This is a genomic window from Streptococcus sp. 2018162, from assembly GCF_019754175.1.
Taxonomy (GTDB): domain Bacteria; phylum Bacillota; class Bacilli; order Lactobacillales; family Streptococcaceae; genus Streptococcus; species Streptococcus hashimotonensis.
Map to the genome: position 1 here is coordinate 1 of NZ_JAIJZP010000008.1, position 21,459 is coordinate 21,459.

General features: G+C 42.2%; 23 protein-coding genes and 1 other annotated feature. Of the genes, 21 read left to right on the forward strand and 2 right to left on the reverse strand.

Annotated features, from left to right (window positions below; translation table 11 throughout):
* Positions 1-154 precede the first annotated feature (154 nt).
* On the reverse strand, positions 155-466 hold the full coding sequence (locus K5Q22_RS07040) for a rhodanese-like domain-containing protein (protein ID WP_205014304.1): 312 nt from the start codon (positions 464-466) through the stop codon (positions 155-157).
* A gap of 129 nt (positions 467-595) precedes the next feature.
* Between K5Q22_RS07040 and K5Q22_RS07045 the strand changes: the two genes are divergently transcribed.
* From K5Q22_RS07045 to K5Q22_RS07145, 21 genes are all read left to right on the forward strand, one after another.
* A complete protein-coding gene (locus K5Q22_RS07045; protein WP_205014301.1) occupies positions 596-1,153 on the forward strand; it encodes a sugar O-acetyltransferase in 558 nt (185 codons plus the stop codon).
* 60 nt (positions 1,154-1,213) lie between these two features.
* Positions 1,214-2,056, forward strand: a complete 843-nt coding sequence (gene dprA / locus K5Q22_RS07050; RefSeq protein WP_205014299.1) for a DNA-processing protein DprA — start codon at positions 1,214-1,216, stop codon at positions 2,054-2,056.
* Positions 2,057-2,148: 92 nt separating this feature from the next.
* A complete protein-coding gene (topA, locus tag K5Q22_RS07055; protein ID WP_024408846.1) occupies positions 2,149-4,242 on the forward strand; it encodes a type I DNA topoisomerase in 2,094 nt (697 codons plus the stop codon).
* Positions 4,243-4,623: 381 nt separating this feature from the next.
* Positions 4,624-4,758: a sequence feature (ribosomal protein L10 leader region), on the forward strand.
* Between the two features lie 26 nt (positions 4,759-4,784).
* The gene (rplJ, locus tag K5Q22_RS07060; RefSeq protein ID WP_002936486.1) at positions 4,785-5,279 is read left to right on the forward strand and encodes a 50S ribosomal protein L10; all 495 of its coding nucleotides are present in this window, start codon (positions 4,785-4,787) and stop codon (positions 5,277-5,279) included.
* A 65-nt stretch (positions 5,280-5,344) separates the two neighbouring features.
* Complete coding sequence (gene rplL / locus K5Q22_RS07065) at positions 5,345-5,710, forward strand: 50S ribosomal protein L7/L12 (RefSeq protein WP_002936483.1); 366 nt, start codon at positions 5,345-5,347, stop codon at positions 5,708-5,710.
* 124 nt (positions 5,711-5,834) lie between these two features.
* A complete protein-coding gene (locus K5Q22_RS07070; RefSeq protein ID WP_024390389.1) occupies positions 5,835-6,584 on the forward strand; it encodes an HAD family hydrolase in 750 nt (249 codons plus the stop codon).
* A gap of 195 nt (positions 6,585-6,779) precedes the next feature.
* Complete coding sequence (gene trmFO, locus K5Q22_RS07075; protein WP_205014296.1) at positions 6,780-8,114, forward strand: methylenetetrahydrofolate--tRNA-(uracil(54)-C(5))-methyltransferase (FADH(2)-oxidizing) TrmFO; 1,335 nt, start codon at positions 6,780-6,782, stop codon at positions 8,112-8,114.
* A gap of 19 nt (positions 8,115-8,133) precedes the next feature.
* A complete protein-coding gene (locus K5Q22_RS07080; protein WP_205014295.1) occupies positions 8,134-8,562 on the forward strand; it encodes a hypothetical protein in 429 nt (142 codons plus the stop codon).
* 84 nt (positions 8,563-8,646) lie between these two features.
* Positions 8,647-9,651, forward strand: coding sequence for a DNA glycosylase AlkZ-like family protein (locus tag K5Q22_RS07085; RefSeq protein ID WP_205014294.1), 1,005 nt, complete (start codon positions 8,647-8,649; stop codon positions 9,649-9,651).
* A 113-nt stretch (positions 9,652-9,764) separates the two neighbouring features.
* Positions 9,765-10,592 (forward strand): alpha/beta hydrolase, encoded by an 828-nt coding sequence (locus K5Q22_RS07090; RefSeq protein ID WP_205014293.1) that lies wholly within the window; start codon positions 9,765-9,767, stop codon positions 10,590-10,592.
* A gap of 30 nt (positions 10,593-10,622) precedes the next feature.
* The gene (locus tag K5Q22_RS07095; protein WP_205014292.1) at positions 10,623-11,369 is read left to right on the forward strand and encodes an esterase family protein; all 747 of its coding nucleotides are present in this window, start codon (positions 10,623-10,625) and stop codon (positions 11,367-11,369) included.
* 17 nt (positions 11,370-11,386) lie between these two features.
* Positions 11,387-12,553 carry an acetyl-CoA carboxylase biotin carboxylase subunit family protein gene (locus K5Q22_RS07100; RefSeq protein WP_205014291.1) on the forward strand — a complete coding sequence of 389 codons (1,167 nt, stop codon included), beginning with the start codon at positions 11,387-11,389 and terminating at the stop codon, positions 12,551-12,553.
* Positions 12,554-12,693: 140 nt separating this feature from the next.
* The gene (locus K5Q22_RS07105; RefSeq protein WP_205014288.1) at positions 12,694-12,834 is read left to right on the forward strand and encodes a hypothetical protein; all 141 of its coding nucleotides are present in this window, start codon (positions 12,694-12,696) and stop codon (positions 12,832-12,834) included.
* Between the two features lie 12 nt (positions 12,835-12,846).
* Positions 12,847-13,221: a NisI/SpaI family lantibiotic immunity lipoprotein gene (locus tag K5Q22_RS07110; protein WP_205014285.1), complete on the forward strand. Its 375-nt coding sequence runs from the start codon at positions 12,847-12,849 to the stop codon at positions 13,219-13,221.
* A gap of 22 nt (positions 13,222-13,243) precedes the next feature.
* Positions 13,244-13,996 (forward strand): ABC transporter ATP-binding protein, encoded by a 753-nt coding sequence (locus tag K5Q22_RS07115; protein ID WP_205014283.1) that lies wholly within the window; start codon positions 13,244-13,246, stop codon positions 13,994-13,996.
* Positions 13,997-16,003: an ABC transporter permease gene (locus K5Q22_RS07120; protein ID WP_205014281.1), complete on the forward strand. Its 2,007-nt coding sequence runs from the start codon at positions 13,997-13,999 to the stop codon at positions 16,001-16,003.
* 92 nt (positions 16,004-16,095) lie between these two features.
* On the forward strand, positions 16,096-16,347 hold the full coding sequence (gene relB, locus K5Q22_RS07125; RefSeq protein WP_205014278.1) for a type II toxin-antitoxin system RelB family antitoxin: 252 nt from the start codon (positions 16,096-16,098) through the stop codon (positions 16,345-16,347).
* Positions 16,331-16,597 (forward strand): type II toxin-antitoxin system RelE/ParE family toxin, encoded by a 267-nt coding sequence (locus K5Q22_RS07130; protein ID WP_109371427.1) that lies wholly within the window; start codon positions 16,331-16,333, stop codon positions 16,595-16,597. The genes relB and K5Q22_RS07130 overlap by 17 nt, the downstream gene beginning before the upstream one ends.
* Positions 16,598-16,635: 38 nt before the next feature.
* Positions 16,636-17,304, forward strand: a complete 669-nt coding sequence (locus K5Q22_RS07135) for a response regulator transcription factor (RefSeq protein WP_161949707.1) — start codon at positions 16,636-16,638, stop codon at positions 17,302-17,304.
* Complete coding sequence (locus K5Q22_RS07140; RefSeq protein ID WP_205014276.1) at positions 17,301-18,242, forward strand: sensor histidine kinase; 942 nt, start codon at positions 17,301-17,303, stop codon at positions 18,240-18,242. Before K5Q22_RS07135 ends, K5Q22_RS07140 begins: the two co-directional genes overlap by 4 nt.
* A 179-nt stretch (positions 18,243-18,421) precedes the next feature.
* The gene (locus K5Q22_RS07145) at positions 18,422-19,930 is read left to right on the forward strand and encodes a phosphomannomutase/phosphoglucomutase (protein WP_205014274.1); all 1,509 of its coding nucleotides are present in this window, start codon (positions 18,422-18,424) and stop codon (positions 19,928-19,930) included.
* A gap of 340 nt (positions 19,931-20,270) precedes the next feature.
* Here K5Q22_RS07145 and xerS read toward each other — a convergent pair whose 3' ends face one another.
* Complete coding sequence (xerS, locus tag K5Q22_RS07150) at positions 20,271-21,341, reverse strand: tyrosine recombinase XerS (protein ID WP_202846355.1); 1,071 nt, start codon at positions 21,339-21,341, stop codon at positions 20,271-20,273.
* Between the last annotated feature and the right edge of the window lie 118 nt (positions 21,342-21,459).

Below are 21,459 nucleotides of genomic sequence, written 5' to 3' on the forward strand. Positions count from 1 at the left end.
TTTGATGCGACGTCTAGCGTCAAAAGAGTTCTCGACTTAACAAGACACCTCTACTTTATCATAAAGAAAAAGTAGTGAGTACTTTCTCCCGTCGGAGATTTCCTCACTACTAATCTTAGTATGTTTTAGACTGGTCGAGTTCTGTCCCACTCCCTTATTTCACAATCAATCCGTCCCAAGCATCCATGCCACCTGCAATATCATTTGCCTTATATCCCTTAGATGACAGGATTTCTCTGGCCAGCTTGCTACGTTTTCCGCTCTTACAGATGAGGAGATAGTGTTGGTCGACCGGTCCATCAAATGTGGCAATCCGATCCATGGGACAATTAATAGCACCATCAATATGACCAGCTGAATATTCTTCTGGGTCACGAACGTCTAGTAATTGCACCGATTCAGTTTGTATCAACCCAAGCAATTCTACAGCAGTCAAAGTTATAGTTTGTTCATGTTTTTCTTGCATAATTCCCTCTTCCGTTGGTTTAAATTAATAAGAACAATACCAAATCTTAGCTGGACTTGTCAAGAAGGATTGACTTTTAGATTAATAAAACCTAAGATATGTATTAAGAAGAAAAAAAGGAGCAGATGTATGCCTACAGAAAAAGAAAAGATGATAGCAGGACAATTTTATATAGCTGCCGATCCAGAACTTAGACAAATGAGAACGCTGGCTCGCCAAAAGATGCGGGACTTCAATAATGAATTAGATGGCTCTATACGTTCTCAAATCTTGAAAAACTGGTTTGGAACTACAGGTGAGCGGATTTACATGGAGCCAAATTTCTACTGTGATTACGGAAGTAACATCCATGTCGGAGAGGATTTTTATGCTAATTTCAACTGTACTATGCTTGATGTCTGTCCGATACGAATTGGGAAAAATGCCATGCTTGGTCCCAATGTGCAATTGTTGACTCCCTTGCATCCCTTGGACCCTGACGAACGCAATTCTGGCTTGGAATACGGGGCTCCTATTACCATTGGTGATAATTTCTGGGCTGGTGGTGGTGTGACAATCTTACCAGGCGTGACCTTGGGGGACAATGTCGTTGTTGGTGCTGGTTCTGTTGTAACCAAGTCTTTTGGTGATAATGTCGTTTTAGCGGGAAATCCTGCGCGTGTTATCAAAGAAATACCTCAAAAATAATTCTTCCATTTGGGAGAATTTTTTCTTTCCATTACGAACAATAAGAATGAGGTGAAGAAAATGAATAATTTTGAATTGTTTAAATGGAAAAAAGCAGGTTTGACCAATCTTAATATTAATAAAGTTTTGGCCTATCAAGAAAAACACGGTAAAAAATTGACCTTACGTAATGTCGCTGTAGTGTCTGAATGTAAAAATCCAGTGCTATTCATGGAAAATTATAAGAATCTAGATACAAAAGCCTGTCGCGAGGAATTTAATAAGTATCCATCATTTTCAATTTTAGATGATATCTATCCTTTGGCGCTCAAACAGATTTACAATCCACCTGTACTTTTGTTTTATCAAGGGGATTTAGAATTGCTAGAAAAATCAAAGCTGGCAGTTGTTGGTACACGAAATGCCAGTAAAAACGGTGTTCAGTCAGTTCAGAAGATTATCAAGGAATTGAGTAATCGCTTTGTCATTGTTAGTGGTTTGGCAAGAGGAATTGATACGGCTGCCCACATCGCCAGTTTGAAAAATGGAGGTCAAACCATTGCTGTAATCGGAACAGGTTTAGATAATATTTATCCAAAAGAAAATAAAGATTTGCAGACCTATATTGGCAAACACCATCTGGTGCTGACAGAGTATGAAGCTGGTGCTCAGCCACTCAAATACCATTTCCCAGAACGTAACCGCATCATTGCTGGGTTGGTAGAAGGTCTGGTGGTCTGTGAGGCAAAAATGCGGTCTGGTAGCTTGATTACTTGCGAACGTGCCTTGGAAGAAGGAAGGGAAGTCTATGCCATTCCTGGTTCCATTATGGACGGAAAATCAGATGGTTGTCATCATCTGATTCAAGAGGGGGCAAAGTGCATCACATCAGGCTTGGACATCATTTCTGAGTATCAATTTTAAAACAAGTCTTCCTATAGGAAAATAAATATCTTGACACTGACTGAAAAATAGTATATTCTTTGTGAGGTTAAAAATATTTGTAAGGTATAAGAATGGCTACAAAAACAGTTAGTAAGAAAAAAACAACAACCAAGAAAAATCTCGTTATTGTAGAGTCGCCTGCTAAGGCAAAAACAATCGAAAAATATCTTGGTAAAAATTATAAGGTCGTTGCTTCAGTCGGGCATATTCGAGATTTGAAGAAATCTAGTATGTCTATTGACTTTGATAACAACTATGCACCTGAGTACATCAACATACGTGGAAAAGGACCACTCATCAATTCTTTGAAAAAAGAAGCAAAAAATGCTAAGCAAGTCTTTCTCGCGAGTGACCCGGACCGTGAAGGAGAAGCAATTTCTTGGCATTTGGCTCACATTTTGGGATTGGACGCAAACGATAAAAACCGTGTTGTCTTTAATGAAATTACAAAAGATGCAGTAAAAAATGCCTTTCAGGAGCCACGTGCTATTAATCTAGACTTGGTAGATGCCCAGCAAGCTCGACGCGTCTTAGACCGTATTGTAGGGTACTCCATATCACCTATTTTATGGAAGAAAGTCAAAAAAGGTCTGTCAGCAGGACGTGTTCAATCGGTTGCTCTCAAATTAATAATCGACCGTGAAAATGAAATCAGCAATTTCAAACCAGAAGAATATTGGACAATTGATGCAACCTTCAAAAAGGGGAGCAAAAAATTCCAGGCTTCATTCTACGGTATAGATGGAAAGAAAACTAAAATTGAAAACAATGAGCAGGTTAAAGAAATTCTCGCCCGACTCGATGGGGATGATTTCTTAGTAGAACAGGTTGAGCGTAAGGAACGTAAACGAAATGCACCTCTGCCTTACACAACTTCTACTATGCAGATGGATGCGGCTAATAAAATCAATTTCCGTACTCGTAAAACCATGATGGTTGCCCAACAACTTTATGAGGGTGTCAGTCTTGGCGCAGGTGGTACCCAAGGTTTGATCACCTATATGCGTACGGATTCAACACGTATTAGCCCTGTTGCACAAGCACAAGCTGCTGACTTTATCACGGAGCGTTTTGGTGCTACCTATTCAAAGCATGGTAATAAAGTAAAAAATGCCAGTGGTGCACAAGATGCCCACGAAGCCATTCGTCCATCAAATGTTAACTTAACACCTGAATCAATTGCAAAATATCTGGACAAGGACCAATTACGACTATATACACTGATTTGGAATCGTTTTGTCGCAAGTCAGATGGCTGCAGCAGTTTTTGATACCATGAGTGTTCGTTTGGGTCAAAATGGTATTGTCTTTGCTGCTAATGGTAGCCAAGTAAAATTCGATGGTTATATGGCTGTCTATAACGACGCTGATAAAAATAAGATGTTGCCAGATATGGAACAAGGTGACACGGTGGTACGCGCGTCAACAAATCCAGAACAACACTTTACTCAGCCACCAGCTCGCTACTCTGAAGCAACCTTAATTAAAACATTAGAAGAGAATGGTGTAGGTCGCCCGTCAACCTATGCACCAACAATTGAAACCATTCAAAAACGTTACTATGTTAAGCTTGCGGCTAAGCGATTTGAACCAACTGAACTCGGAGAAATCGTTAATAAGCTGATTGTTGAATTCTTCCCAGATATTGTCAATGTCAAATTTACAGCCGATATGGAACAAAAATTGGATGATGTAGAAATCGGGAAAGAGCAGTGGCAGAAGGTCATTGACGGTTTCTATCAGCCATTCAAGGTAGAATTATCTAAGGCAGAAGAACAGATGGAAAAAATCCAAATTAAGGATGAACCAGCTGGCTTTGACTGTGATGTTTGTGGACATGAAATGGTCATCAAGTTAGGTCGTTTTGGAAAATTCTATGCATGTAGCAATTTCCCTGATTGCCGCAATACCAAGCAAATCACTAAAGAAATCGGTGTGACTTGTCCGGTTTGCCAAAAAGGTCAGGTGATCGAACGCAAGAGTAAACGCAATCGTCTTTTCTATGGTTGCGATCGCTACCCAGAGTGTGAATTTACTTCTTGGGACAAGCCAGTCGGGCGTTCTTGTCCGAAATGCGACCACTATCTCGTTGAGAAAAAAGTTCGTGGTGGTGGTAAACAAGTTGTCTGTCCAAATGGTGACTACGAAGAAGACAAGATTAAATAAGATTAAACTGCTATTCTCAAGGGAATAGCAGTTGTTTTTTATAGTCATGTTAGTTTATCTTAGCTTACTTAGACAAGCGGAGGCTGGGCAAAAAGTCCAAAGTCACTTCTCAGAGTAGTGGTTGATTGGGTTTAACAGGCCAGTAGAGTAAAACTGTTCAGTGAACTGTTTCAGCCTGAGCTTAGAAATGAAAAAATCGAGCTAAAAAGGTTGGAGATAGGATTTGCGAAGCAAATCACAGCAGTTCGTGTTTCACATTCCAAGTCTGACCTCTACAACTGAAGTGAACTAAACGGCAATACCAGTTTGAAAAAATGTTTAAAAAATTAAAAAAATAGGAGAAAAGTCTTGCATTATTGAAAATACTGTGTTATGATAATTGAGGTTTGAAAAAACTGACCTAAGACAGTAGGGGAGCTGGACTCATAAACATCCTACCGAGGCACAAAACGATTATTGAGATAAACGTATTTGTACTTTCGTGTCTAGGTTTAGGTGCGATTTTTTTGTGCCTAGCCCAAAATAAAAACGGAGGTAAAAAAATGAGTGAAGCTATTATCGCTAAAAAAGCGGAATTAGTAAATGCCGTTGCTGAGCAAATGAAAGCTGCAACATCTATCGTTGTTGTAGACGCTCGTGGTTTGACAGTAGAACAAGATACAGTTCTTCGTCGTAACTTGCGTGGTGCAGAAGTTGAGTACAAAGTTATCAAAAACTCAATCTTGCGTCGTGCTGCTGAGCAAGCTGGTCTTGAAGGTCTTGCAGAATTGTTTGTAGGTCCATCTGCAGTTGCATTCTCAAACGATGCAGTTGCTCCAGCTAAAACAATTTACGATTTCGCGAAAACTGCTGATGCTCTTGAAATCAAAGGTGGAGCTGTAGAAGGTAAAGTTTCTTCTAAAGAAGAAATAGAAGCACTTGCTACATTGCCAAACCGCGAAGGCATGCTTTCTATGTTGCTTTCTGTACTTCAAGCGCCAGTTCGCAACGTTGCATACGCTGTCAAAGCTGTTGCAGAAAAAGAAGACGCAGCTTAATGCGTCAGAGCGTAGCTGCTTAGTGCTACAAACTATTTAAAAACCTAAATTGGAGGAAAATCACAATGGCATTGAACATTGAAAACATTATTGCTGAAATTAAAGAAGCTACTATCCTTGAGCTTAACGACCTTGTTAAAGCTATCGAAGAAGAATTTGGTGTAACTGCAGCTGCTCCTGTAGCTGTTGCTGCAGCTGGTGGTGCTGCTGAAGAAGCTAAAGATTCATTCGACGTTGAATTGACATCTGCTGGCGACAAAAAAGTTGGCGTTATCAAAGTTGTACGTGAAATCACTGGTCTTGGTCTTAAAGAAGCTAAAGAGCTTGTTGACGGTGCACCAGCTATGGTTAAAGAAGGCGTTGCAACTGCAGAAGCTGAAGAAATCAAAGCTAAATTGGAAGAAGCAGGCGCTTCAGTTACTCTTAAATAATAGAGTTTCCAATCAAAATAAAAACCTATCACTTAATGTGGTAGGTTTTTTCGTTCTATTGTTGCAAACGTTTTCGTTGTGGGGTATAATATAAAAAATGCTGTCTAAAGATTAGGAGAAAGACATGAAAAGTTACAAAAACTATATCTTCGATTTTTATGGTACATTGGTTGATATTCGTACAGATGAAAATAAACTAGAGGTCTGGAATCAGCTAACACAGATTTACAATGCTTTTGGTTGTTCCTATCGGCCGCGCCAGTTGAAAAATGCCTATCATCGTTTTGTAGAAGAGGCAGAGAGATCTCTCGCGGAAACAGTGAGTTATCAGTATGTTGAAATTGATTTAGAAACAATCTTCATTCGCCTATTAACGGATGCACCAAATGAAAACCAAAGTACCAATAAACCGACTGATTTAGAGACTTTTGGACAAGTAGTAGCCGCGATTTTCCGCGTACTTTCACGTGAAAAGTTGGAGGCTTATGAAAATACCCTAACTAGTCTACAGACATTAAAGGATAGAGAAGCACGATTATTTATTCTCTCCAATGCTCAACGAATTTTTACTCAGGCAGAAATTGAACAGACAGGTTGTGCTGATTTGATGGAAAAAATTTATATCTCTTCCGACTTTAAGATGAAGAAGCCTGAACCAGCATTTCTTCAACTGGTTTTAGAGGAAAATAATCTTGATGTTGAGGAAACGGTTATGATTGGTAATGATTTGACATCCGATATAGCTATTGCTCATGAATTGGGAATGGATTCCATTTTGCTGAATACTTTCCCGTATAGTCAGGAAGAAATCGACTCTTATAGGAGACTTGGTTGGAACTTTGAGGTTGTTGGAGATATAGCGGAGCTATTGTAAATAAGCTATAGAATAACAAATGTTATACATAAAATATATTATGTAAAAAATAGGAGCTACTTTCATTTCAATGAAGGTAGTTTTGTCTTTTCTAGCCATTTTCTGGTATACTAGATAGGTATAAAATTTAGAAAGGTTCTGTTTTGGGGTATTCCCAAACAGTAGTCAGATCTTCTGGCTAGAGGTATTAGTTTCATGTCTCAAACCCACATTAATGTTATCGGAGCTGGCTTGGCTGGCTCAGAAGCTGCTTATCAGATTGCCAAACGCGGCATTCCTGTCAAACTCTACGAGATGCGAGGTGTCAAAGCCACTCCTCAGCACAAGACCGACAAGTTTGCTGAGTTGGTTTGTTCCAATTCGTTCCGTGGTGACAGTTTGACCAACGCGGTCGGTCTGCTCAAGGAAGAGATGCGTCGCCTGGATTCCATTATCATGCGAGCTGGTGAGGCTCACCGTGTGCCGGCTGGCGGGGCTATGGCCATGGACCGTGAGAATTTCTCTCAAGCAGTCACAGATGAGATTCACAACCACCCGCTAATTGAGGTCATTCGTGGCGAGATTACTGAGATTCCCGAAGATGCGATTACAGTTATCGCGACGGGACCTTTGACATCTGACGCCTTGGCGGAGAAGATTCACGCCCTCAACGGTGGCGACGGTTTTTACTTCTACGATGCGGCAGCGCCGATTGTGGACAGCTCGACCATTAACATGGACTTGGTTTATCTTAAGTCCCGTTACGACAAGGGAGAGGCTGCCTATCTCAATGCTCCGATGAATAAGGAGCAGTTCACCGCTTTCTATGAGGCCTTGATTTCAGCTGAGGAAGCACCGCTTAACTCCTTTGAAAAAGAAAAATACTTTGAAGGCTGTATGCCTATTGAGGTCATGGCCAAACGTGGCATCAAAACCATGCTCTATGGTCCAATGAAACCAGTTGGTCTGGAATACCCAGAAGACTACAAGGGACCTCGTGACGGCGAATACAAGACACCGTACGCAGTTGTCCAGCTCCGTCAGGATAACGCAGCAGGTAGCCTTTACAATATTGTTGGCTTCCAGACCCATCTCAAGTGGGGGGAGCAGAAGCGGGTCTTCCAGATGATTCCAGGGCTTGAAAATGCGGAGTTTGTCCGCTACGGCGTTATGCACCGCAATTCCTACATGGATTCGCCAAACTTATTGGAACAGACCTTTGCGACCAAGAAAAATCCTAATCTTTTCTTTGCAGGTCAAATGACAGGAGTAGAAGGCTATGTCGAGTCTGCTGCCTCTGGCTTAGTGGCTGGTATCAACGCTGTTCGCCGCTTCCGTGGCGAAGACCCAGTCATCTTCCCGCAAACAACAGCCATCGGAGCTCTGCCATTCTACATCACCCACACCGAAAGCAAGCACTTCCAGCCTATGAATGTCAACTTTGGCATCATCAAGGAGCTGGACGGTCCGCGTATCCGCGATAAGAAGGAGCGTTACGAGGCAATAGCAGAGCGTTCCCTCAAGGACTTGGAAGAGTTTTTGGGCTATTGATGTATAGAAAGTTGACGTAATGGAAGAAACGATTTTCAAGTTAGAAGGACATAATGGAGATTATTTTTCCTTAGAGGGATGCCCCTTATCAATGGGCTCCTCTTCTGACGGGGGAATCTCCATTGAAGCCAATCTTTATGTATCTGCTGGAGTTTTTCAAATCAATGGAGCCAAAGTTTATCTTTCAACCACCTTTCTAGAAAAGTTTTTTAAGGATTTGTGCTTGATGCATGGCAGTTTATCAGGACAGGCTGGTTATAAACCCCAGTTTGATGATGAATTACAATTTGACATTAGCATGCTAAAAGGTGGAAAGTTGCAACTAAAAGGGGTTTATCAAGAATACTCTTATGACTTTTCGCTGATGAAATTTGAAATGGAAAGTGATCAGACTTTTCTGGCACAACCATTACTGGATTTGAAAAAGTTTCTTGGTCATAATTTTTGACTTGCTAAGGATATCATCTATCTCCAGACACCTTCGGGTGTCTTTTGTGTTATACTGGGATTAGAAAAGCGGAGGAGAAATACGATGCACCACGATACTTGGAAGGGAATTATTCTGCAGAAACAAGGTCTGTTGAAACCCCAGTCTGTTCAGCAAATCTGCCAAAATCTCAATGGTTTGCAGGCTCAGTTTCAGCCCTATGTTCATGTCGGATTTCGTAACCGTATGACAGCGGAGGATTTTCATGAGGGTAGCTGGCAGGAGGAGTTGACACGCCAGTGGTCCATTCGGCGAACGGTTCATGCCTATCTCAAGTCGGAAATTCCCCTCTATATCCACGAGGGGCGGCTGGCCAGCACCGAATATTTAAAGACAGAAGGACGGGACGGTTTTAGTCCTCAGACCAAGCAGAAATATCACCAGCTGATTTTAGAAGCCCTTGAGCAAGGTCCTATGACCCGTGAGGAACTCAAGGTCCTTTGCCGTGGGGAAAAGATGACGCAGGAAGAGGAGAAGCTGGTCTTTAACGCCTGGGGCGGCCTCTTTCGCTACATGGTCGAGCGTGGAGAAGTCTATCAAGAATACGGTGCCAAGCGTTTTTATCGTCTGATAGACTTTCAGCCACTTTCTCGGGAAAAAGCAGAGCTGGAAATCGCTCGACGGTATTTTGCAGGTTTTGGCCCTGTCAGTTTAGCGGATGCTCGTTATTATTTCAAGGAAAATAAGTCAACGGTTCTAAACTGGATGAAGCAATTAGACCTGAAAACTCTTGAAGTAGCAGGAGAAGAACGCTTTTATCTGGGAGAATTAGAAGAAGCAGAACTGCCTGACTGCCTCTTCGTTGCAGGATTTGACCAACTTTTGCTAGGCTATGAAAAGAAAGCTAATCCCTTTTTTAATCCTAAATACATCCGTAATATCTATACTTTGACGGGTATTGTCAAACCTGTTGTATTTTATAAAGGGCGATTTGTGGCAACATGGAAACGAGATAAAGGTACCATTTTGCTAGATATTTTTGAAGACATCACACAACAAGAAGAAAAAGAATTGGATTATTACCGCCAAATGTATGAGAAAATTCTGTGACATTAACTAACTATGTTCGGAAAATCCGAAAATTGCAAATAAATAACTAAATTTTCTGAATATTCCAGAAAAACTATGATATAATACTTAAAATACGGAAGGAAGAGATAGATATGAATAAGTCTTACTTTTATTTGGACATGAGAACTCATGAATTAGATGTACCATTTACAGGAAGAAAACGTCGAGTCCGTGTTTTATTGCCGAAAGGATATGCTGAAAATACAGAAGAGACCTATCCCGTTGTTTATTTCCACGATGGGCAAAATGTACTCTACAGTAAGGAAGCTTTTTCAGGTCATTCATGGAAAGTCATCCCAACTATTAAGCGTAATCCAGACATTGCAAAAATGATCGTAGTGGCTATTGATAATGATGGTGCTGATCGCATGCATGAATACGCTGCTTGGAAGTTTAGTGAGATGGGGATTCCTGGGGTGCAGTTCGGTGGTAAGGGAACCTTGTATGCTGAATTTGTGATGGATGTAGTCAAGCCCTTCATTGATCAAAATTACCGTACCAAGTCTGACAAGGCCCACACAGCTATGATCGGCTCATCGTTGGGAGGCAATATCACCCAGTTTATGGGATTGGCTTATCAGAACCAGATTGGCTGTCTAGGAGTATTTTCATCTGCCAACTGGCTTCATCAAGATGCTTTCGACCGTTATATTGAACGTCAACAATTAGACTCAGATCAACGTGTCTACATCTATGTTGGGACAGAGGAAGCAGATGATACAGATAAAACGCTGATGGCTGGCAATATCAAGCAGGCCTATATTAATTCGTCTTTAAGCTATTATCGTCAGTTGATTGCTGGCGGTGTTGAATTGGACAATATCGCCTTGGAAGTTGTTTCGGGAGCTGTTCACAATGAGGAGGCTTGGGCGCTCTATTTGCCAGCTTGCCTACGATTCCTAAGCGAACATTGGTCATAAAACAAAAATATTTAAACAGGAGGCTTTACTATGCATGTTGAATTTTTAAGTCATTGGTCAGGTAATCTTGGCAGAGAAATGAATCTAAATCGCTATGGTCACGCAGGAATTCCAGTTGTCGTATTTGCTTCATCAGGCGGATCTTACAATGAATATGCTGATTTTGGGATGATTGAAGCTTGTCGTGGCTCGATTGAAGCAGGTCATGTTCAGTTTTTCACCCTGACAAGTTTTGATACAGAAAGCTGGTTGGCAGACTGGAAATCCATTCATGATAAGGCAGAAGCTCACCGTGCCTATGAACGTTATGTGATTGAAGAAGCGATTCCATTTATCAAGCATAAAACAGGCTGGTTTGATGGTATGATGGCAACAGGTTGCTCAATGGGAGCTTATCATGCACTGAATTTCTTCTTACAACATCCAGATGTTTTTACAAAAGTCATTGCACTTTCTGGGATTTACGATGCACGATATTTCAATCATCATCAAGACTATGGCAATGACGATGCTGTCTATCAAAACTCACCATCAGATTACATTTGGAACCAAAACGACGGCTGGTTTATTGATAAATACCGCCAGGCTGATATTATCGTCTGCACAGGTTTGGGCGATTGGGAACAAGACGGTCTGGACTCATTCTACAACCTAAAACGTGCCTTTGAAGAGAAGAATATCCCAGCTTGGTTTGATACTTGGGGAACAGATGTGGCCCACGACTGGGTGTGGTGGAGAAAGCAAATGCCATTCTTCCTTCATTCTATCGGATTATAAACTAGAAAGGGCTACCTATGAATTATCTCGTTATTTCACCTTTTTATCCGGAAAATTTTCAACCATTTACCATTGAATTGGCTAAAAAAGAAGGCGTTACGGTTCTAGGTATCGGGCAAGAACCTTACGACCAATTGCCTGAAGAACTTCGTAATGCCTTAACAGAATACTTCCGTGTTGAGAATCTTGAAAACTTGGATGAAGTCAAGCGTGCAGCAGCCTTTCTTATTTACAAGCATGGTCCAATCGACCGAGTGGAATCACACAACGAGCACTGGTTGGAAAATGACGCCGCACTCCGTGAACAATTTAATATTTTTGGAGCTAAGCCAAGTCATCTTAAAAAGACAAAATTCAAGTCTGAAATGAAGAAATATTTCTCCAAAGCAGGTGTTCCTGTTGTGCCAGGTATGGTTGTCAAAGCAGAAAAAGATATTGAAAAGGCCGTGAAAACAATTGGCTTCCCAATGATTGCCAAGCCCGACAACGGCGTTGGGGCATCTGGTACCTTTAAATTAACAAAAAAAGCTGACCTGGAAACCTTTAAAGAAGCCTGGGATGGTCAAACAGCCTATTTCTTTGAAAAATTTGTCAATTCAAGCATTATCACAACCTATGATGGATTGGTGGATAGCAAGGGAAATGTTGTTTTCGAAACAGGTTTAACCTATGTTCATACTCCTCTGGAGCTAATGTTGTCTAGAAAGGACAATGCTTACTTCATCGAAAAAGGACTAGATCCAAAATTAGTAAAATATGGTCGAGCGATTATCAAAGCTTTTGGTATGAAAGAGCGTTTCTTCCATATCGAGTTTTTCAAGGAAGGGGATGACTACATCGCCATTGAGTACAATAATCGTATGGCTGGTGGATTTACCGTAGAAGCATACAACTATGCGCATTCGATTGACCTTTTCCGTGATTATGCCAATGTAGTGACAGGTGGAACAGTTGAAGAACGTCGCTTTGAACCTCAATACTGCTTAGTAGCAACTCGCCGAGATACGACCGAATATGTTTACTCAGCAGATGACATTCATCAGAAATTTGCTGGCAAGATTAAGACCGTCAAACGCATGCCAGATGCCTTTGCAGAGCTACAAGGGAATGATGCCTATCTCCTTGTGACGGAAAGCAAGGAAGAATTAGACGACATGATTGCCTTTATCGGGGAGACAAAATAGCCTAGATTGAAAGATGCCAGAAATGGTGTCTTTTTTTGCTTTCCTTACAAAGCTGTAAGTTTTTGCGTCAGAACTGTAAGAGAAGGCAGATAGAATATTTTCTATAATAGACTCATAAGAAAGAGAAAGAAGGAAATTATATGTCATTTAAATTTTTACAAGCAAAGAAAATGGAAGAGGTGGTATTCTCAGAAAAAGAGAAAGCTGAACTCATGGAACAAGCCTTATTCTTAGAAGAGCTCGCCCATGATTTGCAAAGTATAAGATTTATGGCATACTAGAGGGAGGAAACTATGAAAAAGAAAGTATTTGGCTTGCTGGCTTTGGGCAGTATAATGCTAACCGCTTGTTCTTCCTCATCAGCAGGCCTTAGCTTTGATGAGGGCTATCAAACCTTTCATTACAAGGGAAAAGACTATGCCGTTAGCAAACAGGAAGTTGCCGAAGATAGTATTCAAGGAACAGAAGTTAAGTTTATGGAATGGCCTGTTGTCAAAGAAGAAGGGGCAGTGAAAAAGACAGTATCCTTGCATAATCTCTATGTAACCACTAGCAATGACTGGGCCATCGGTGTCCAGGATGGTTATTATAAGGTGGATTTAGAAGATAATATTGCTGAATCAGATCGTATCAATTATCAAGAAGTACTTGATCAAGCAGATGAATAAAAAAAGAAAAGTAGGAGTAACTATGTTATTAGAAATCAATCATTTAGAAAAAGTTTACCGCACGCGCTTTTCAAAAGAGGAAACTCGTGCCTTGCAAGATGTGGATTTTAAGGTAGAGGAGGGCGAGTTTATCGCTATTATGGGGGAAAGTGGTTCAGGTAAGACGACTTTGCTCAACATTCTAGCAACCCTGGACAAGCCGACGAGGGGTTCTGTTATCTTAAACAATCAGGATATTACGAAAATCAAGGAAAGCAAGCTGGCGGATTTTCGTTTGCGTAACCTAGGCTTTGTCTTCCAAGATTTTAATCTCTTAGACACTCTGTCGATTCAAGATAATATCTTTTTACCTCTGGTATTGGCCCGTACCAGCCATGAGGAAATGGAAAAACGGTTGAAAGTTTTGGCGCCAAAACTGCGGATTCAAGATTTATTGAAAAAACGTCCTTTTGAACTTTCTGGTGGACAAAAGCAGCGCGTGGCCATTGCTCGTAGTTTGATTACCCAGCCACAAATTGTCCTAGCAGACGAACCGACGGCTGCCCTAGATTATCGCAATTCAGAGGACTTGCTGAATTTGTTTGAAGACATCAACCGTGACGGTCAAACCATTCTCATGGTAACTCACTCAGCCAACGCAGCTAGTCATGCTAAGCGAGTACTCTTTATCAAGGATGGTCGGATTTTCCACCAATTGTACAAGGCAGGTAAGAGCAATCAAGACTTTGCCAAGGAGATTTCGCTCAACATGTCTGCACTTTTAGGGGGTGAGTAGATGTTTTACCTCAAACTTGCTGGGCAAAATATCCGAAAATCCATGGGTGTTTTTGCTCCCTTTGTTTTAGCCAGTCTTGTGCTATTTACTCTGATTTGTTCCATGTTCTTGCTCATGCTGAGTCCAGTTATGAAGACCATGGGCTCTGGTGCCGTTTCTATCGGTCTTGGTGTTGTTGTTCTGACCATTTTCTCGGTCATTATTGAGATTTATAGTTTTAATTTCTTGATGAAACAACGGGCGAGAGAATTTGGTCTCTATAACATGCTGGGGATGAACAAGAAAAAAGTAGCCTTGATAGCCAGCCTCGAATTGATAATGATTTTCTTGCTAGTTGTGGTTCTTGGTTCTGTCTTAGCTGGTGTGTTTGCCAATGTTCTCTACTTGATTTTTGTGAATTTGACCAATTATAGTGACTTACACTTTAGTATTTCACCTCTGGCATTTGCCATGACCGCCTTTCTCTTTGCTGGTATCTTCTTTCTCTTGGAATTGCTAGCTATTCGGACCATTGGCAAGACCAGTCCACTGATTTTGTTCCGAGCTAGTGAAAAAGGAGAGAAGGAGCCAAAAGGCAATGTTCTTCTAGCTGCTCTTGGTGTAGTGGGACTGGGTATTGGATACTACCTATCACTTTCATCTAAAGCAGAAGGTGTAGCTCTTATCTTTCGGTTCTTTATCGCTGTGCTCTTTGTCATTGCGGGGACCTATCTGTTCTACATCAGTTTTATGACTTGGTATTTGAAGGCTCGTCGGAAAAACAAGCGGTATTTCTATACGCCAGAGCATTTCATTACCACCTCGCAGATGATTTTTCGGATGAAGCAGCACGCAACGGGTTTGGCCAATATTACGTTACTTGCGGTCATGGCCTTTGTGACCATTGCAACAACGACTTCACTTTATACTGGCATGTCAAGCATGACAAGTGGTCTTTATCCAAAGGAAACATCTATTACCTACAAAGTTGCGGATAGAAGTCAGGGTGAAAGTGCCTATCAGCAATCGGTGCTCAGCCATTTTCCAGAAAAAGCGGAAGATAGTCTGTCCTACCTGACCTACCAAGCTGGTCTGGTCTATGATGGTGGGAAAGAGATTGTCATTAGTCCAGAGACTATTGCCAATAAAGAGATTGTCATTAGTCCAGAGACTATTGCCAATCCAAACTTTAGCAAGATGGCCTTTACCTACTTCATCACCCAAGATGATTTCAGGAAGTTGGGCAATGACCTGCCAGAGCTGGCTGCCAATCAAGTTGCCTTTATGCGTCCGAGTGAAAAACCATTGCTGAAGAAGCTTGTTTTGGGCGATCATACCTTTGAGAATGTAGCCAATCTTGACCAGGCTATTTTCCCAGACATCACCAATACGCTAAATGCCGCCGTTATGGTAGTCAGTGATGACACTGTATTGAATAGTGTTCGTGAGTATTATGAGTCCAATAATCCGCAAGGCTATCAGGTTAGCCTGGACTACCGTGTCTTTACCGACTTGACTGATGAAGAGGTTACTTCAATTGGTGAGCAAACTGGGGACTCTTATAATATCAACGATGCAAACGGAGAATTCCTAGGATATGCTATGCAAAAATCCGATTTCAACAATTTACTGATGGGCTTTAGAGGCGGTTTCCTCTTTACAGGTTTCTTGCTGGGAATTAGTTTCCTACTGGGTGCAGCCTTGATTATCTACTACAAGCAGTACTCGGAAGGGCATGAAGACAAGAAATCCTACAAGATTCTACAAGAAGTGGGCATGAGTGCAACAGCAGTCAAAAAGACCATTAACTCGCAAACACTTACGGTCTTCTTTATGCCACTAGCTATGGCGACCTTGCATTTCGTGATTTCTCTTATTATGCTTAAGCAAATGCTATTGACCCTTGGTGTCACCTCTTCGCTTATGATTTATACCGTCAGCGGAATTACCCTACTGGCAGTCGCTCTGATTTACTTTGTCATTTACAAGTGGACTAGTCGCACCTATTACCGCATTATTGAACGGTAGAAGAAGTCTCGCCTTGTGCGAGATTTCTTGCATTTTCAGGGAAATGGTGTTACAATGGTAATACCAAAGGAATACTATAAGAGGTAAGAAAAATGGCAGCTATCACATTGAAAGTTTCTGAGCAGGACAAGCTTTTTATGCAGGCTATGGCAAAGTTTGAAGGTGTCAGTTTGTCAGAACTCATTCGGACTAAAACCCTTGAAGCCCTTGAAGACGAATACGATGCGCGTGTGGCAGACCTTGCTTGGGCAGAATACCAAGCAGACTTGGCGAATGGAATTGAGCCGATTAGCTGGGAGGAAATGTTGGAAGAGTTGGGGTTGACGGATGAAGACCTGTTATAAACTTGTACCAACCAGTCGTTTTATCAAACAGTTGAAAAAGCTGGACAAATTTACTCAAAAGCAGATTACCAACTACCTGTCCAGTCATGTGACTGAAAACCCCAGACAATACGGAAAAGCCTTGACTGCTAATCGTTCTGGCCAATGGCGGTATCGTATCGGAAATTACAGGGTCATCGTCAGCATTGAAGATGATAAATTGATTGTAACTGCCCTTGAAGTCGGGCATCGAAAAGAAGTATATAAATAAAAAGCCAAGACCTGTGTCCTGGCTTTTGCAGAATGAAAATGATGAAAAAAGAGAAGATTTATATTGTTGAAGATGATGAGATGATCGTCCAACTCTTGAAGCAGCATTTGGGAAAATCTTATCAGGTAGAAAGTGTGCAGAATTTCCGAGCTGTCAGTCAGGAAGTTGCTGAAATCAAACCAGACTTGGTGCTGATGGACATAAGCCTACCCTATTACAACGGTTTTTATTGGACGACAGAGATCCGTAAAACCATGACCATGCCCATTATCTTTATCTCCTCTAGTGATGATGAAATGAATGCGGTCATGGCTATGAACATGGGTGGCGATGATTTTGTATCCAAACCGTTTTCACTAGGGATTTTGGATGCCAAAATCGGTGCCTTCCTGCGTCGGGTCAATCAATTCAGCAAATCAACTGACTTGTCTATCGACCAATTCCAGCTTAGTTTGGACGGGCGTTTTTCAAGCGAATCAGAACAGGTTCAGCTTTCGCCTACTGAAACCAAAATTTTATCCGCCTTACTAGAACGACAAGGTCAGATTGTTAGCAAGGAAGAACTCTTGGAAAAACTCTGGGAAAATGAAGAATTTATCGATCAGAACACGCTCAATGTCAACATGACTCGTCTGCGTAAGAAGGTGAGTGAAGTGGGATTTGACCGTATTCATACTGTTCGTGGCGTGGGGTACCTGGTCAAATGATAGCAAAATTTATCCGAGAATACCGTAGTTTTTATTTCGCCTATCTGGTCTTGGCTAGTAGTTTTATCTTGCTCTTTTTACTTTACAAACTGCCCACCGAATTCCTGCAAAACGCTCTGCTATTGTCCCTAACCCTCTTAATCCTTCTGACTGCAGGGCTTTTTTGGAAGTTTCGCAACCGCATGAGAGCCTTAGAAGAGTATGTCCATGAAGAAGCTTTGCCCCTGCTTAATAAGCCTGTGGACCTTGCCTATCTCAACTTGATTGAGGCCGAGAAGGAATCGACGCGGGAGCAGCTCTTGGATTATAAGTCGCGGGAAGAGGACCTGCAAGCCATGGTCAAAATGTGGTCCCACCAGATGAAAGTGCCTCTGGCTGCCCTGTCTTTGATGAGCCAGACTGATAATCTCAACCAGCAGGATGTCAATCACCAGCTCTTACGCTTGGACAATTATATGGCAAATCTCCTCAATTACCTCAAACTGACCAACCATGCCAGCGATTTTCGATTTGAACAGGTGGAAGTGAGAGAAGTAGTTGTGGAGTTGGTCAAAAAATACCGCAATCAGTTCTTGCAAAAAGACATTTCAGTGACCATCGATGGAAATTGGTTACTAAAAACCGACAGAAAGTGGCTCAGTTTTGCCCTATCACAGATCATCGACAACGCCCTCAAGTACAACAAGACTGGGGGCAAGGTGGCAATTGAGCTGAATGAGGGAATTTCCATTTCCGATACGGGAATTGGGATTCTAGCCGAAGACATTCCACGCCTGTTTGACGAAGGTTTTACAGGTTTTAATGGCCGTGAACACCAAAAAGCGACAGGTTTTGGGCTCTATCTAACCAAGCGGGTCTTGAATCAGTTGGAACTAGCTATTTCCGTGGAAAGTCAACTGGAGGTTGGGACCACTGTAAGCATCACAAAAGTACAGTAAAAGCTGTGCTTTTTTCATTTTGAAAGCGCTTTAGATTATGATATACTAAATTTATACTCAATGAAAATCAAAATCAGACTAGGCGACGAAGATGCAGATAGAACTGAAGTTCATCAAATCAAGTCAACAACGTCTGCTTTTGATTTTCGAAGAGTATAAGTTTGAATTAGGAGGTTACTATGTCCCACCATCACGTCTTGCAAAATGGATCAGATATTCGTGGCATTGCCATCGCTACAGACGAATATGCTGTCAATCTCACTCCACAAGCCACCAAGGAAGTGGTTCGCGGACTTATTCATTGGCTAACTCAAAAGCCAGAACAGGCGCAGGCCTATCAAAAAGGCCAATTGACCATCGGTATCGGTCGAGACAGCCGCCTCAGTGGTCCAGATTTGATCTCAGCCTTTACAGAAGAAGCCGTTCGTCTGGGAGTTCAGCTGATTGACTTCGGCATGGCCACCACGCCAGCCCTCTTCATGAGCACCCAGTATCCTCAGTTCAAGTGCCACGCTGGTGTCATGATCACTGCCAGCCACCTGCCCTATTACTTCAACGGCATTAAGATTTTTTCGGAAAATGGCGGAGCAGAGCACGAAGATATTGACTTCATCCTCTCGCATAGTGAAGACTTGCCAGCTTCTTCCCTTGGAAGTGTCACCAGTGCTGACCTGATTACGCTTTATGCCCAAGACTTGATTGGTAAAATTCGTACCGCCTGTGGTGGACAAGAAAAAACACTGACAGGACTTAATATCATCGTCGATGCTGGAAACGGTGCAGGCGGATTTTTTGCTGAGAAAGTTTTGGCAGAGCTGGGAGCAGATACCACAGGCTCACAATTCCTAGACCCAGACGGAACCTTCCCAAACCATGTTCCAAACCCAGATAACAAGGAAGCTATGGAAAGCATTCGCCAGGCCGTCTTGAAGCAAGGGGCAGATCTAGGCATTATCTTTGATACCGACGTTGACCGTGCCGCCCTGGTCACCAAGTCAGGAGAAATTCTCAATCGTAACAACCTGATTGCCGTTCTCAGCCAGATTGTCCTAGCTGAACATCCAGGAACCAGCATTGTGACCAATTCCCCAACAACTGAACACCTTAAAGTCTTTATAGAAAGCCTGGGCGGTAAACAAATTCGCTATATCTCAGGCTATCGCAACGTGATTAACCGTGCTATTTTAGCAAACAAAGAGGGAGTTGATTGCCAGTTGGCTATCGAAACCTCTGGACACGCTGCCTTTAAGGAAAATTACTTTCTTGATGACGGAACCTATGTGGCGGCTAAGATTCTCATGCTCTTACCAAAACTGCAAGCGGAAGGCAAGTCCTTGGACGACTTGATTGCACAGCTTAAACAACCGCTTGAAACCCAAGAAGTGCGTTTCAAACTAGAAGCGGCAGACTATCGAGCACTGGGTGAACAGGTCATTGCTGATCTCCGCCAAACCAGTCTCGAAGGCTTTGCTTTTAACCCAGAAAACGAAGAAGGAGTGCGGTTTGACCTGACTGAGCCTTATGGTGACGGCTGGCTCTTGCTCCGTATGAGCCTCCACGAGCCACTCTTGGTCTTGCAGGTGGAGAATGACCAGATAGGCTATATTCCTGCCGTTTTACGAACACTCTCAGCATTTTTGGACCAGTACCCAGCAGTTAATCAGGAAAAATTGAAAGAATTGATTTAGATTGAGTAGAAAAAGGAGTGGGAGTGGGGAAGAACTCGACAAATAAAAAGGAGTTCGTATCCCCACCCCCGCACAGCTCCAACAGTCAGAGTAGTGACTGTTGGAGGTTGGAAATAAGGCGAACTCTGTTCGCTTCAGTCGTATAGGTCGGATTTGGAGTGTGAAACACGAAGTGCTGAGATTTGCGAAGCAAATCCTATCTCCCACCTTTAACAGTCTCCCAGACTGTTAAAGCCAATCAACCACTGCGCTGAGATGTTGACACAAACTTTTAGTAGTGGAGTTGGATTTGATTCCAGCTCTTTTAATATTTTGTTTACATAATTTATTTTACGCAATATCACAACTGATCAAGAGCATTTTTCTGCTCATCGTTGACGATATGAGTGTAGAGGTCGGTGACCTGGGTATTGGCGTGGCCCAGCTGATGACTGACCAGAACTTGCGACTTGGTGGCGTCGTAGAGCCGTGTTGCCAGCGTGTGACGGAGTTTGTGGGGTGTCACACGTATCTTGAAGTCCGCAGAGTACTTAGCCACCATTTTTTCAATAGAAGAAGCGTCGATACGATTGGGCAGACCACGGTATTCAGATAGGAAGAAGGCTGTATCCGTTTTTTCAGCCTTGTAGCGTTGCTGACGGATGCTCATATAGGCTTCCAGATAGGGCTTAGCAAAACCAGCTACATTGACCGAGTCCCGCTTGCCACCCTTACGGGTTACTTCGATAATCATCATATTGAGGTTGACATCTCGAAGATCCAAATTTACCGCTTCTGACAGACGGACACCAGAAGCCAAGAGAAGTGCCAGAATCGCCAAATCCCGCTCCTTGTTTTTCTGGAAAGAGGAGAGGGCCCGCTTGGATAACTTTACCTGATATTCTTTATCGACATAGTCCAAGAACTCCATCGTTTCATCGCCCAAAAAGAGCTTTTGCTTGATGTTCTCCGCCCGCGCTGCCAAAGTTTCCTTCTTCTTCTTGGTGGACACCTTCTTCATGACATTGCGGTAGAAGTAGGGCTCACCTTGCTCATTTTCCACTTCTTCGGTTAAATACTTGAAGAGACTAGAAAGGGCCGAGAGGGTACGGTTAATGGTGGTCTGCGACACACCATTCTGCGTGGTATTGGCGTTCAGCAAGGGACGCTCCCGCAGATATAGAATAAAGGACTCCATATCTTTTTTTGTCAGATGTTCCAGAACATCCAGCGGAATGTCAGCAATTCGTTCAACAGCTACCAAATCTGAATCCTGTAACCACTCAAAAAAACGACGGTATTCTTTCAAGTATTCGTACAAGGTTGTAAAACTGTAAGGCACAGACAACTTGGACTGATAATATTCCAAAACATACCAAGGCATAATTTCTTTCAGCTGATCAATTTTTTCCAATAATAACTCGCGTCTCATCATTTTCTCCTGATTTTATCTATATGAGTAGTATAGCATAATATCATATAAGTTTCAAGAAAATTATAGTTTTTCGGAAAGATGTGCATTAGGAAAAATCAGCAAAAATATGCTTTAT

Bases quoted from the DNA above. Each gene is read 5' to 3' on its own strand.
- K5Q22_RS07040 (WP_205014304.1), bottom strand. From the start codon at position 466: ATGCAAGAAAAACATGAACAAACTATAACTTTGACTGCTGTAGAATTG.
- K5Q22_RS07045 (WP_205014301.1), top strand. From the start codon at position 596: ATGCCTACAGAAAAAGAAAAGATGATAGCAGGACAATTTTATATAGCT.
- dprA (WP_205014299.1), top strand. From the start codon at position 1,214: ATGAATAATTTTGAATTGTTTAAATGGAAAAAAGCAGGTTTGACCAAT.
- topA (WP_024408846.1), top strand. From the start codon at position 2,149: ATGGCTACAAAAACAGTTAGTAAGAAAAAAACAACAACCAAGAAAAAT.
- rplJ (WP_002936486.1), top strand. From the start codon at position 4,785: ATGAGTGAAGCTATTATCGCTAAAAAAGCGGAATTAGTAAATGCCGTT.
- rplL (WP_002936483.1), top strand. From the start codon at position 5,345: ATGGCATTGAACATTGAAAACATTATTGCTGAAATTAAAGAAGCTACT.
- K5Q22_RS07070 (WP_024390389.1), top strand. From the start codon at position 5,835: ATGAAAAGTTACAAAAACTATATCTTCGATTTTTATGGTACATTGGTT.
- trmFO (WP_205014296.1), top strand. From the start codon at position 6,780: ATGTCTCAAACCCACATTAATGTTATCGGAGCTGGCTTGGCTGGCTCA.
- K5Q22_RS07080 (WP_205014295.1), top strand. From the start codon at position 8,134: ATGGAAGAAACGATTTTCAAGTTAGAAGGACATAATGGAGATTATTTT.
- K5Q22_RS07085 (WP_205014294.1), top strand. From the start codon at position 8,647: ATGCACCACGATACTTGGAAGGGAATTATTCTGCAGAAACAAGGTCTG.
- K5Q22_RS07090 (WP_205014293.1), top strand. From the start codon at position 9,765: ATGAATAAGTCTTACTTTTATTTGGACATGAGAACTCATGAATTAGAT.
- K5Q22_RS07095 (WP_205014292.1), top strand. From the start codon at position 10,623: ATGCATGTTGAATTTTTAAGTCATTGGTCAGGTAATCTTGGCAGAGAA.
- K5Q22_RS07100 (WP_205014291.1), top strand. From the start codon at position 11,387: ATGAATTATCTCGTTATTTCACCTTTTTATCCGGAAAATTTTCAACCA.
- K5Q22_RS07105 (WP_205014288.1), top strand. From the start codon at position 12,694: ATGTCATTTAAATTTTTACAAGCAAAGAAAATGGAAGAGGTGGTATTC.
- K5Q22_RS07110 (WP_205014285.1), top strand. From the start codon at position 12,847: ATGAAAAAGAAAGTATTTGGCTTGCTGGCTTTGGGCAGTATAATGCTA.
- K5Q22_RS07115 (WP_205014283.1), top strand. From the start codon at position 13,244: ATGTTATTAGAAATCAATCATTTAGAAAAAGTTTACCGCACGCGCTTT.
- K5Q22_RS07120 (WP_205014281.1), top strand. From the start codon at position 13,997: ATGTTTTACCTCAAACTTGCTGGGCAAAATATCCGAAAATCCATGGGT.
- relB (WP_205014278.1), top strand. From the start codon at position 16,096: ATGGCAGCTATCACATTGAAAGTTTCTGAGCAGGACAAGCTTTTTATG.
- K5Q22_RS07130 (WP_109371427.1), top strand. From the start codon at position 16,331: ATGAAGACCTGTTATAAACTTGTACCAACCAGTCGTTTTATCAAACAG.
- K5Q22_RS07135 (WP_161949707.1), top strand. From the start codon at position 16,636: ATGATGAAAAAAGAGAAGATTTATATTGTTGAAGATGATGAGATGATC.
- K5Q22_RS07140 (WP_205014276.1), top strand. From the start codon at position 17,301: ATGATAGCAAAATTTATCCGAGAATACCGTAGTTTTTATTTCGCCTAT.
- K5Q22_RS07145 (WP_205014274.1), top strand. From the start codon at position 18,422: ATGTCCCACCATCACGTCTTGCAAAATGGATCAGATATTCGTGGCATT.
- xerS (WP_202846355.1), bottom strand. From the start codon at position 21,341: ATGAGACGCGAGTTATTATTGGAAAAAATTGATCAGCTGAAAGAAATT.